This window comes from Kingella bonacorsii, from assembly GCF_016623605.1.
In the GTDB taxonomy this organism is placed as follows: Bacteria; Pseudomonadota; Gammaproteobacteria; order Burkholderiales; family Neisseriaceae; genus Kingella_B; species Kingella_B oralis.
Map to the genome: position 1 here is coordinate 211,563 of NZ_JAEHNZ010000004.1, position 12,059 is coordinate 223,621.

General features: G+C 54.4%; 10 protein-coding genes. 1 reads left to right on the forward strand and 9 read right to left on the reverse strand.

Annotated elements, in window-relative coordinates:
• Nucleotides 1-26 precede the first annotated feature (26 nt).
• Nucleotides 27-3,497, reverse strand: coding sequence for a DNA polymerase III subunit alpha (dnaE, locus tag JDW22_RS11600; protein WP_200523188.1), 3,471 nt, complete (start codon nucleotides 3,495-3,497; stop codon nucleotides 27-29).
• A 14-nt stretch (nucleotides 3,498-3,511) separates the two neighbouring features.
• On the opposite strand from dnaE, the gene JDW22_RS11605 reads away from it, so the two are divergent.
• Nucleotides 3,512-3,673: a hypothetical protein gene (locus JDW22_RS11605; protein ID WP_200523189.1), complete on the forward strand. Its 162-nt coding sequence runs from the start codon at nucleotides 3,512-3,514 to the stop codon at nucleotides 3,671-3,673.
• 59 nt (nucleotides 3,674-3,732) lie between these two features.
• Here the strand turns inward: JDW22_RS11605 and JDW22_RS11610 are convergent, their stop codons facing one another.
• The 8 genes from JDW22_RS11610 to ispD form a co-directional block, all read right to left on the reverse strand.
• Nucleotides 3,733-5,256 (reverse strand): surface lipoprotein assembly modifier, encoded by a 1,524-nt coding sequence (locus tag JDW22_RS11610; protein WP_200523190.1) that lies wholly within the window; start codon nucleotides 5,254-5,256, stop codon nucleotides 3,733-3,735.
• 83 nt (nucleotides 5,257-5,339) lie between these two features.
• Nucleotides 5,340-6,170: a factor H binding protein domain-containing protein gene (locus tag JDW22_RS11615; RefSeq protein ID WP_200523191.1), complete on the reverse strand. Its 831-nt coding sequence runs from the start codon at nucleotides 6,168-6,170 to the stop codon at nucleotides 5,340-5,342.
• 23 nt (nucleotides 6,171-6,193) lie between these two features.
• Nucleotides 6,194-6,436 (reverse strand): hypothetical protein, encoded by a 243-nt coding sequence (locus JDW22_RS11620; RefSeq protein ID WP_200523192.1) that lies wholly within the window; start codon nucleotides 6,434-6,436, stop codon nucleotides 6,194-6,196.
• Between the two features lie 510 nt (nucleotides 6,437-6,946).
• A complete protein-coding gene (locus tag JDW22_RS11625) occupies nucleotides 6,947-7,858 on the reverse strand; it encodes a 23S rRNA (adenine(2030)-N(6))-methyltransferase RlmJ (RefSeq protein WP_200523193.1) in 912 nt (303 codons plus the stop codon).
• A 369-nt stretch (nucleotides 7,859-8,227) separates the two neighbouring features.
• Nucleotides 8,228-10,168 (reverse strand): MacB family efflux pump subunit, encoded by a 1,941-nt coding sequence (locus tag JDW22_RS11630; RefSeq protein WP_200523194.1) that lies wholly within the window; start codon nucleotides 10,166-10,168, stop codon nucleotides 8,228-8,230.
• A 97-nt stretch (nucleotides 10,169-10,265) separates the two neighbouring features.
• Nucleotides 10,266-10,865 carry a GNAT family N-acetyltransferase gene (locus JDW22_RS11635; protein ID WP_200523195.1) on the reverse strand — a complete coding sequence of 200 codons (600 nt, stop codon included), beginning with the start codon at nucleotides 10,863-10,865 and terminating at the stop codon, nucleotides 10,266-10,268.
• A gap of 12 nt (nucleotides 10,866-10,877) precedes the next feature.
• A complete protein-coding gene (locus tag JDW22_RS11640) occupies nucleotides 10,878-11,219 on the reverse strand; it encodes a hypothetical protein (RefSeq protein ID WP_200523196.1) in 342 nt (113 codons plus the stop codon).
• Nucleotides 11,220-11,321: 102 nt separating this feature from the next.
• Nucleotides 11,322-12,029, reverse strand: coding sequence for a 2-C-methyl-D-erythritol 4-phosphate cytidylyltransferase (gene ispD / locus JDW22_RS11645; protein ID WP_200523197.1), 708 nt, complete (start codon nucleotides 12,027-12,029; stop codon nucleotides 11,322-11,324).
• Nucleotides 12,030-12,059: the final 30 nt, after the last annotated feature.

The following is a 12,059-nucleotide window of genomic DNA, read 5'->3' on the forward strand; positions in this document are numbered from 1 at the left end:
CTGAAAACGGAGTGTGCCGCCCTGTGCTACCTAAACCGTGTTGATACGGCGCGTTCGCCCAGTATTGCCACCAAGCCATCCAGCAATTCGTTGCTCAACACCAGCCGCCATTTGGCGTTGGGCAGCAGCGTGCCGTGGGCGCGGTCGTTGGCGTAGGTGAAAAACAGGGGGATTTTGTTGCCGTTGGCTTGGGTGTGCGGGCGCAGCAGTTTAGCGAGGGCTTCGATGTCGTGCTCGGGGCGCAGGTTGAGCGTGAGGCTGATGGCAAAGCGGGAGCGGGCTTCGTTGAGCCGGTGGATGCCGGCTTGCTTTTGCTCGTCGCTGCCGATGTTGGCCACGTTCACGCGCAAGCCGCCATCGGGGTTGAAGCGGTCTTCGCGCACGCTGCAATCGCAAATCAAGATTTGGTCGGCTTTCAGCGTTTCTTTGGGGATACCGTCCAGCAAATCGCCGCGGATGATGACTTCTTGCTTGGCGGTGTCGTCTTCCAGCAGCAGGGCAATCATTTTGCCGTTTTTGGTCATGATGCTGCGGATGGAGGTGGCAAAGCCTGCCAGCCGTTGTGTGCCGTCTTTGGCTTTCAGGCTGCCTAATGGCGTGGGCGCAAAGGCGCGCACTTCGCTGGCATAGGGCGCAAACGGATGCCCGCTCAAATAAAAACCAATGGCTTGCTTTTCTTCGGCGAGCTTGGTGGCTTCGTTCCACGGCTCAATGTATTGTAGCGGCACATCTGCCAGCGCGTCTTCCACCATATCAAACAAGCCGCCTTGGTTGGCGTTATCGGCTTTTTGTTCGGCTTGGGCGATGGCAAGGTCAATATTGCCCAGCAGCATAGCGCGGTTGGGTTCTATGCTGTCAAACGCGCCGCCGCGAATCAGCGCTTCCAGCACGCGGCGATTGGCGTGTTGCTTGCCCACGCGTTCGCAAAAATCAAACAAATCTTTGAATTTGCCGCCGCTTTCGCGCGCCGCCACAATGGCGTTCACCGCCGCTTCGCCTGTGCCTTTGATGGCGCCCAGCGCATAGCGGATTTGTTTTTGCGCATTGGGGATAAAGCGGTAAAACGATTCGTTTACATCGGGCGGCAAAAAGCGGATGCCGTTGAGCTTGCTTTGCGCGTCATCAAAAAACACTTTGAGCTGGTCGGTGTTGTCCAATTCGGACGACATCGTCGCCGCCATAAATTCGGCGGGGTAATGCGCTTTGAGCCACGCGGTTTGATACGACACATAGGCATACGCCGCCGCGTGCGATTTGTTGAAGCCGTAGCCCGCAAATTTTTCCATGTAGTCAAAAATTTCATCGGCTTTTTCGCGGCTGATGCCTTGTTTTGCTGCGCCTTCGGCAAAAATTTCGCGGTGTTTCACCATCTCTTCGGGCTTTTTCTTGCCCATCGCGCGGCGCAGCAAATCCGCACCGCCCAGCGAATAGCCGCCGATGACTTGCGCCGCCTGCATCACCTGCTCTTGGTACACCATGATGCCGTAGGTCGGCTCTAACACGGGTTCCAGCAGCGGGTGCATATATTCAAACTTCGCGCCTTTCATCCGTTCGATAAAGTCGGGAATCAAGTCCATCGGGCCGGGGCGATACAGCGACACAAAGGCGATGATTTCTTCCAAATTGGTGGTGTTGGCTTGCGCCAGCATTTTTTTCATGCCGCTGGATTCAAACTGGAACACGGCGGTGGTGTTGGCATCGCGGAAAATTTTGTAGGCAACTTGGTCGTCCAGCGGGATATGGCTCACATCCACTTGCTCGCCTGTGGTTTGGCGGATGAAGTTTTGCGCCATTTCAATGATGGTGAGGTTGCGCAGCCCCAAAAAGTCAAACTTCACCAGCCCAATTTCTTCCACATCGCCCTTATCAAACATAGACACAGGCGAGGCATTTTCATCGGCTTGATACACGCCGCAAAAATCGGAAATTTTGCTCGGCGCAATCAACACGCCGCCCGCGTGCATCCCCAGATTGCGGGTTAAATCTTCCAGCTTCATGGCAAGGTTGAGCAGCTCGTCGGCTTCTTCTTCGCGGATGATTTGTTCAATTTCGGGCTCGGCGGCGAGCGCGTCTTTTAAATGCAGCGGCTTGTTGGCTTCCAGCGGGATAAGTTTGGACAAACGGTCGCACAGGGCAAACGGCAGTTGCAGCACGCGCCCCACATCGCGGATTACGGCTTTGGACGACATCGCGCCGAAGGTTACGATTTGGCTCACGGCTTGTTTGCCATATTTTTCGCGCACATATTCAATCACGCGCCCGCGATTGGCTTGGCAGAAGTCAATATCAAAGTCAGGCATGGACACGCGCTCGGGGTTGAGAAATCGCTCAAACAACAGCGCGTATTTAAGCGGGTCTAGGTCGGTGATTTTGAGCGAATACGCCACCAGCGAGCCTGCGCCCGAGCCGCGCCCCGGCCCCACCGGGCAGCCGTTGTTTTTCGCCCAGTTGATGAAGTCTTGCACGATGAGGAAATAACCTGGGAACTGCATTTTGATGATGATGTCTAGCTCAAAATCCAGCCGCGCTTGGTATTCAGGCTGCCTTTTGGCGCGCTCAGCTTCGTTGGGATACAGCACGGCTAGGCGTTCTTGCAGCCCTTCGTTGGCAAGATGGCGCAGGTAGTCGTTTAAACCCATGCCATCGGGCGTGGGGAACAGCGGCAGGAAGTTTTTGCCCAGCGTGAGCGTGAGATTGCAGCGTTTGGCGATTTCTTGGCTGTTGTGCAGGGCTTCGGGGATGTCGGCAAAGCGCGCGGCAAAATCGGCGGTGGAGAGGAAGTGTTGGCTGGGGGTAAAGTCGTGCGGGCGTTTGGGGTCGATGAGCGTCCAGCCGCCTGCGATGCACACGCGCGCGTCGTGGGCTTTGTAGTCGCCTTGTTGCAAAAATTGGGTGGGATGGGTGGCAACCACGGGCAGTTGCAGGGCTTGGGCGATTTTCAGGCTGCCTGAAACGCTGGTTTCCCAGTCGGGCTTTTCGGGCAGGCGTTGCAGTTCCAAATAAAAGGCGTTGGGAAACCATGCTGCGTATTTTTGCGCGGCGGCGTGGGCTTTGTCTTCGTTGCCCAGCATTAAATGGCTGCCGACTTCGCCCATGTGCGCGCCTGATAGGCAGATTAAGCCGCTGTTGTCGCCTTGGGCAAGCCATGCTTGGTTGATTTGCGGGGTGTGTTTGTTGCGGTCGTCGGCTTCAAAGGCGGCGGTGAGCAGTTCGTTGAGGCGGATGTAGCCTTGCTCGTTGCGGATGAGCAGCACGGCGCGATAGGGCTTTTCAGACTGCTCGGGGTTTTCTATGCGCACGTCTGCGCCACAAATGGGCTTGATGCCTGCTTTGCGGCAGGCTTTGTAGAATTTGAGCAGCCCAAAGGTGTTCATCAGGTCGGTGAGCGCGAGGGCGGGATAGTTTGCGGCGCGGGCGGCGGCAACGTAGTCACCAATGCGGATGATGCTGTCGGTGATGGAAAATTCGGAATGGGCGCGTAGGGGGATGGGGGGCATGGTGGGGGGATTTGATGGGGTTGCGATGGGTGGGATTTTATCATGTGAACAAAGGCAGCCTGAAACGGATGATGGGGTTTCAGGCTGCTTTTGGGAGATGGGATAGGATTGCAAAATATTTGAGGCAGCCTGAAAACGCTAAAATCCATTTTCAGGCCGCCTATCCGCACAGATAACAAAGGCAGCCTGAAAACGCATTCCCCCATTTTCAGGCTGCCTCAACGCATCCCACCCCTCAAAACTGCTTATCCACCGTCATAAACCATTGCCCACTCTTACGCGAATACAGCGCGGGGATATTGCTGTCAATTTCCACATGGCGATAGTTCAGCTTCGGCGTTAAGCCATGCCATGTGAGTTTGGGCGACCACAGCGAGCCTTGCCATTGGCGTTCTATGTCGCGCCGTGTGGTGCGGGTGAAGAAATAGTGTGGCGCGTTAAACTGGCGTGTGCCGATGCGGTAATCTACTCGTGCGCCCACCCAGTCTTTAAACGTGCCTGCTGCGCCGATGCGCACGCCTTTGCGCCGCGAGGCTTGGCTGGTTAGGCGGGTTTTGTCGTTCAGCCAATCTATGCCTGTAAACAGCATGATGTTGGGCTTGGGGATAAACGCCAGCGTTGCCGAGCCGCTGTTGAGCACGCTGTTGAAATTTTTGGCGATGGCATGGTTGCGGTAATAGCGTTTGGCATGGCTGGCAGATAAACTAGCTTGCCAGCGGTTGCCGAGCCATTGGCTGTAATTCAACTGGATGCCTCGGCGGTTGCTGTACCGATGCCCGCCTAGCCAATCGTAGCCAAAAAAGGGCTGCGCGCTGAATGTGCGGCGGATGTCTTGGTATTGATAGCCGCCTTGAATGGTGCTGTTGATTTCGTTGTAGTCGTGGTTGTCCCAATAATAGATGCCGCCGATGTTGCTGCTGAATACTAAATTGTGGTTGCCGCCAATGTTGTGGCTTTTGCTGGCGGATACGCCGTAGCGAATGCCGTGCGCTTTTTTCGGCAAACTGCTGGGGTCGCGCACAAAGGTGTAGCCGCCGATGCGCAGTTCGCGCACATAAGAGGCATCGTTTACGTTGTCGGTTTGTTCGTATTGCAGATAGCCGTCAAATTTCCATTTTTGCTGCTTGTCCACCGCCGTTTTGGCTTGCTCGGCAAGCTGGCGGATTGGTTCGGGCGTGTTGCTGTCGTTGAGCAAAATATCGGCTTGCTGCTTAGCTTGGCGGTATTGCTTGTTTTCAAACAACATAGCCATGTAATCCAGCCGCACATAAGGCAGATTGGGCTCGTTTTGCAAAATCTCGCCAAAATCGCGCACGGCTTGGCGATGCTTGGCTTTCATTCGTGCTGCTGCGCCGTGTGCGTATTTATAGAGCGTGGGGTTATGCTCAGGGAGGCTTTGGTAAATGGGCAGTAAGGCGGCGAGAAAATCCCATTGCCGCTCCAATAGGGCTTGATTGACCAACTGCTCGGTGAGCTGGGGATTGGCGCGTAAGTCGTCTTCGTTTAGGCGGGGCTTGGTTTGTGTTGATTGGGCTGGGGTTGATGGGTTTTCAGGCTGCCCTTGCGATGCGGATGATGGGGATGAAGCGGATTCAGACGCGCTGTTGATGGGCGAGCCAATCGGTTTGCCAATCGGCGTTTGCGCTTGGGGTTGATAGATGTAATTTTCTTGGTCGGATAAAGTTTGCGCCCACAGCGTTTTCAGGCTGCCTGAAAACAAGGTGAGCAGGATTAGGGTGGGGAGATGGTGTTTTTTCATGGGATTGGTGCAGATGTGGGAAAAGTAAGGCAGCCTGAAATTCGGGTGGGGATTTTCAGGCTGCCTGATGGGGTTAGTGGGGGTTAGCGGGCACCGCTGAAACCGAATTGGGTTGGGGTAACTCCATCCTCATTTATAACAGCTCCCGTACCCGCTACTTCTTCAGCGTTTGGACCGAAGAAATTAAGTAAGTAGGAACCCTTTCTACCACCATTGCTTGCTGTTGCAAGACCATTGATTACGCCTGCGTGCTCCAAATCATTAGTATAGTGCGATATCATGCTAAGTTTACCTTCGCCCAAAGTAACCGTACCTAGACTATTGATGCCTGTGATACTGCCTGAGCCTTTTGCGGTGAGTACGTCATCATCAAGACCAAAGGCAACTTGATAATTGAATGCACCTTTTTCGGGTACAGCACCCTCTGTAAATGCCTCTCCTGTGTAGATAAATTTTTGGTTGCCTTTTGCGAAATTCTCAAAAGCACTCCATGGCGTTTGATAACCTGCGGTGTACATTTTTGAAATTTTGAGACAGTCTTTATTAGCAAGATTTGCCTTACACTCAGGATTAAAAGAGAATTCAGGCACACCAGCTACCCTGTAACTTGGAAGCGTCTCAGAAAAAACAATAGAATAAGGACGTTGATACGCATTTAATACACCAGTAGCGGTATCTTTTTTAGATGGGTCAAGGTCAATCGTGCCATCAGGCGCAGTTGCTGGCGTAACCGAATAAACCACTTGGCGAGAAGAATATCCCATGCCTAAATCTGCAAGATTAACGGGGTCATTTTCTACTGAAGCGTGTTTATTGTGATAGTGATAGGTTTTGCCATCAATGGTTAATTCATAGAGCGGGTTGTGGCTCAGAATAAAATCTACATTCGCAGTAAGATCCTTAGCTGTTACCATTTTTGCTCTCTCAACTTCGGCTTTTATGTCTGCGGGAACAGGGTCATTAGGTTGAGGCTGCGGATTTGGTTGTGGGTTAGGCTGCGGAGTGGGTTGGGGTTGAGGGGTTGGCTGTGGTTGCGGATTAGGTTGGGGTTGTGGGGTTGGTTGAGGATTGGGCTGTGGTTGAGGGTTAGGTTGAGGTTGTGGATTAGGCTGTGGTTGTGGATTGGGCTGAGGCTGTGGGTTTGGTTGCGGTTGTGGATTAGGCTGCGGCTGCGGATCATTCTTTTTCGGGAACACGCTGCCGTTTGAATCCGAGCCATTGTTGTTATTGCCGTTGTTATTATTGTTGTTGCCGTTGTTGTTGCCATTGTTATTGGTTTGACCTGCGCCAATCACGTTTGCGCCTGTGTCCAAACGGCTGCTGGGCGAGCCACCGCTGCTGCTACAAGCCGATAATACGGCTACGGCGATTAAAGTTAAACTTAAATTTTTTAACATAGTTCTCTCCAAAAAGAAGGGTTGTGTGAAAGTCTGTAATGCTACCCCCCCCCCCGCGTAAAATTAGGTTGATTTTTTGTTAATATTTGTAAATAAATAGGCTTTTGGATTGAATTTTGTTAGTTAGATATTAAGCAATGGTTTGCGTTTAGTGGAATAACATAGGCAGCCTGAAATGCGTTTTATGCGTTTCAGGCTGCCTTGATTGTTTCATCATCATTCTGTGAATTGCCAACCATTTGCCAGTATCTTGGCAACCAGCCTCGCCGCGCCATGTTGCGTTTTCAGGCTGCCTAACGGATTTGGCTGTTTAGGATAAATTTTGCGCCGTTGTCTTGCGCCAATAGCCGCACCAGTTCGGGCAGGGCTTCGCGCAACACGCGATCTAAAATATAGGGCGGGTTGAGGATAAACATTCCGCTGCCGTGCATACCAAAGCCGTCGGCGCGGGGGGCGTGGACGTGCAGTTCGGCGCGAAGGTGGTTGTCGGGCAGCAGTTTGGCGAGTTTTTCGGGCAGGGTGTGGCTTTCTTCGCGGCTTAAACAGGGATACCAAACCATGTAGCAGCCTTGTTCAAAGCGTTTGAGCGCGTCGCGCAGGGTGTGGACGACTTGGGCGTAATCTTGTTTGCGCTCATACGGTGGGTCAATCAACACGACGGCGCGGCGCGTGGCGGGGGGCAGTAGGCTAATCAGTCCTGCGAAGCCGTCTTCTTGTTTGGCGATGGCGCGTTTGCCAAGGCGCAGCGCGTGGAGGTTGTTTTGCAGCAGAGCGAAATCGGCGGGGTGCAGCTCAAACAGGCGCAGTTTGTCGGCGGGGCGCAGCAGTTTGGCTGCCCATAATGGCGAGCCTGCGTAGAGTTGGGCGGCGGGTTCGGCTTCGTGCGCGGCAAGGGTTTGGGCAAATTGGGCGAAGGCGGTTAGGGCTTCGGACGGTTGGGGGTTTTCAGGCTGCCTTGGGGCGGCGGCATCTTGGTTTTCAGGCTGCCCATAAACTGCCCATAGCCGTGCGATGCCTTGTTGGTATTCGCCCACTTTGTTGGCTTCGCTGCTGTGTAGGTCGTATAAACCTGCGCCTGCGTGGGTGTCTATATACCAATAGGGTTTGTCTTTTTGGTTGTAGTAGTTGAGGATGGTGTAGAGCGTGAAGTGTTTGAGCACGTCGGCGTGATTGCCTGCGTGGTAGGCGTGGCGGTAGCTGAGCATGGGTTTCCTTTTGCAGCGGGCTGGGGCGGCGGAATATAGCAAAGGTGGGGCGGGTGGGTCAAAGGGCGGCGGGTTGCGCGATAAGGCAGCCTGAAATCAGGCAAGGAATGGTTGATACTGCGTGGGGTGCAGGGGCTTGCCCCTGCTCGTGGTAGGCGGCGAAACGCCTGCGCGGGCAAAAGACAAGCAAAAGGCAGCCTGAAAACGATATTTTCCATTTTCAGGCTGCCTCTGGGGCGACAAACTGCACAATGCACCCAAGCATAATTTGCGACATAAAGGCAGCCTGAAACGCTTATTTTTCCATTTTCAGGCTGCCTTTCAAGCTGCGTGCGCAGCAAAGCTGCACACCCTACCTATGTTTTTTCATCAATCATGCGCCAGCGCATCAATCGGGTTGAGCTTAGACGCATTCTTGGCGGGCATATAGCCAAACAGCACGCCAATTGCCGATGAGCACAGCACCGCGCCGATAATGGAAGCTGTGGAAAACGACATAGCAAAATCGGTTACCACGCTGTTAAACAGCGAAGCCAAGCCAAACGAAATCAGCACGCCTGCCAGCCCGCCAATCAAACACAGCAAAATCGCTTCAATCAAAAACTGCTGCAAAATGCTGTTTTGCCGCGCGCCAATCGCCATGCGCACGCCGATTTCTTTGGTGCGCTCGGTAACGGACACCAGCATAATATTCATCACGCCAATGCCGCCTACCACCAGCGAAATCACAGCGATAGACGAAATCAGCAACGCCATGGTGCCCGTGGTTTTTTCCACCATTTTCTTAATGCTGTCGCTGTTTTGCGTAAAGAAATCTTCCGTGCCATGCCGCGCGCGCAACAGCTCGGTGATGCCTTTTTCTGCCGTTTGCGTGTCCACATCGGGCTTAACTTTCACCGTGATATTGCTGATGTATTTATTGCCGCTGATTTGGCTCATCAGCGTGGTGTAGGGCGTGTAAATCTGCAAGCTGTCGGACGGGGCTTCAAATTGGTTGTCGTCTTTTTTCAACACGCCGATGACGGTGAGCGGGCGTTTTTTCAGCAGCACCACTTTGCCCAGCGGGTTTTCGCCATCGGGGAACAGTTTTTTCTGCGTGTTTTCATCAATCACCACCACTTGCGCGTTGTCTTTCACGTCTTCCGCGTTAAACAATCGCCCCAGCCCGATTTTTTCCCCGCGCACATCAAAATATTGCTCGCCCACACCCGCCACGCTGGCGGTTAAGTCAATGTTTTTGTAGGTTAATGTGCCGCTGCTGTAACTGCCTGGGGTGGTACTTTCCACATAGCTTAGCCCTGCAATCGCTTGGCTGTCGGCAACGGTGAGCGTTTTCACCTTGCCCGAGCGGCGGTCGCCGAAGCCTTTGCCGGGGTAGATGCTGATCATGTTGGTGCCCATGGAGCTGATATCTTTCAGGATTTTTTCCTGCGTGCCGTTGCCCAATGCCACCACGGACACCACGGCGGCGATGCCGATGATGATGCCCAACATGGTGAGCAGGGAGCGCATTTTGTGCGCCACAATCGCCTGCACCGACATTTTGCAGGCTTCGTTAAACTGGTCTTTATAAAACGCCAAGCCGCGTTTTTCTTGAATGGCTTGCACGTTGCTGGGGTGGATTTCTTCGCTTTTGCTGCTGTCGGCGATGATTTCGCCGTCGCGGATTTCAATCACGCGGTTGGCTTGGGCGGCGATTTTGGGGTCGTGGGTTACCATGATGATGGTGTGCCCGTCGTTGTAGAGCTGGTGGATAATTTCCATCACGTTTTCGCCGCTGTGCGAATCCAGCGCGCCTGTGGGCTCGTCGGCAAAGATGATTTCGCCGCCGTTCATCAGGGCGCGGGCGATGGATACGCGCTGTTGTTGCCCGCCTGAGAGTTCGCTGGGCTTGTTTTTTTCTTTGCCTTGCAAGCCCAGTTTGTCCAGCAGCATATCGGCGCGTTGGCTGCGCTCGGCGTAGCCGATGCCTGCGTACACGGAGGGCAAGGCAACGTTATCGCGCGCGGTAAGCGAGCTGAGCAGGTTGTAGCGTTGGAAGATGAAGCCGAAGCGTTTGCGGCGCATGGCGGCAAGTTCGTCTGCGCTCATTTTGGAGGTTTCGGTGCCTGCGATGCTGTATGTGCCGCTGGTGGGTGTGTCTAGCAAGCCGAGAATGTTCATCAGCGTGGATTTGCCCGAGCCTGATTGCCCGATGATGGCGACAAAATCGCCTTTTTCTATGGTGAGATTGATGTCTTTGAGCACGTGCACACGGTTTTCGCCTGTGCCGAAATAGCGGTTGATGTTTTTGCATTCTATGAGCGACATGGTTTTGCCTTTTATTTGCTTTTTAGGCTGCCTTTGACTTTTCAGGCTGCCTGAATACGAACACGGTGGGAAGTTGAAAACGGGGTTTCAGGCTGCCTTATGCGTTTGCGGCAGCCTGAAAAATAAATTGATGCTGCGGTTTCATCCATTTTTCAAAGCGGAAAAATTCATCGCTGCCGTCAAATGCCGTATCGGTTTGATGCGGGTCGGGGTGTTTGGCGTGGAAGAATTCGACGATTTGGAAGCCGCATTTGTTCACATAAAAATGGATGTTGCGCTTTTCCATATAGGGCGTGTGCGTTTCCCAAACGATGGTTTCGGGGAACATCTGTTCCACCGCCTGCCACACGCGAAAGCCAAGTTGCTGCCCATGCGCGGCGCGGTCAATGTAAAACAAATCCAGCGCGTTGAAGTGATTGGGGCGGATGGACAGCACCACGCCGCCCGATAATTTGCCCGCCACCCACACGCCAAACGCTTGCGCGTGTTCGGTATCCAGCGATTCGGTGATTTCGCGCTCGGAAATCACGAATTCTTGGGGGGCGTTGGGTTGATGCTCAAAGGCAGCCTGAAAGGCGTGTTGCAGTTGGCGGATGAAGGTGGGGCGGTCGTGGGGGGATAGGGGTTGCAGGGTGAAATTTAGCATGCTGGTTGAATGTGGGATAAGGCAGCCTGAAAACTGTTTTGGCGTTTTCAAGCTGCCTTTGCGTTATTCGTTTGCTTGGAATACACGGAAGCCGCGTTGTTCGGCGGCAGCTTGGTCGGCTTGTTGAATGGTGTACACGTTGATGCTGCCCGTTGCGCCGCCGCACACGCTGGGGAAGGCAACGCCGCGCAGCTCGTCTTTGCGCGCGGCGAAGACTTGGATGCCGCTCAATTCGCGTTGCATGGCTTCGGGGCTGATGCCGCCGCCTTGGCATTGAATGGCGTTGTCGCTGCGATAAACTTCTATGCGCGTGGCGGCGCGGGATGCGGCTTTCAGGCTGCCTGAATGGCTGGCGCAGGCGGTGAGCAAGAAGCTGGCGGCAAGGAAAAGGACGGTTTTTTGCATGATGCGCGGGGCGGTTTGTTAAAGGGCGTTATTGTAAATTTTTTTGCGCGGGGGGTTTGTTATGATTGCGTAAAGTTAGCAAAAGGCGCGCGACGGGGCGTTTCAGGCTGCCTGTTGCAGGAAGTATTCGGCAAGGGCGGCATCGTCGGGGCGGGTGAGTTTGATGTTGCGGCTGTCGCCTGTTACCAGCGCAGGTTGTAAGCCGAGTTGCTCTACGGCGGAAGCGTCGTCGGTGATTTGGCTTAAATCGCTTTGGCTCAGGGCGCGGTGCAATAAGGCAGCCTGAAAGGCTTGCGGGGTTTGCGCTTGCCAGATGCCTGCGCGCGGGATGGTTTGTGCGCTGTGCACCAGATGCGGGGCGGCTTGGCGTTTGAGCGTATCGGCAACGGGGATGGCGAGCAATGCGCCGTGTTGCTGGGCGTGTGGGTCGTTATCTAGCGCATCCAGCAGGCGGTTGAGCGCGCTTTGCGGCAGGCAGCAGCGGGCGGCATCGTGCACCAGCAAGGTGTCGCTGGGCTGGATGAGCTGTTGGTTCAGCAGATGGGCGATGCCGTTGGCGATGCTGTGGGCGCGGGTGTCGCCGCCTTGTGGGTGGACGCTGGCGTTGGCAGGCAGCGTGATGCAGTTGGCAAACCATGTATCGCTGGGAGAGATGATGACGGCGATGTGGGCAATGCGCGGATTGGCGGCAAAGCGGTTGAGCGTGTGTTGCAGCATGGGGATGCCGAGCAGGGGGGCGTATTGTTTGGGGGTGGCGGCGCCATAGCGGCTGCCGATGCCTGCGGCGGGGATAAGGGCGATGTGGGGCATGGGAATCTTTCGGGATGGGTTTGCGGCTTT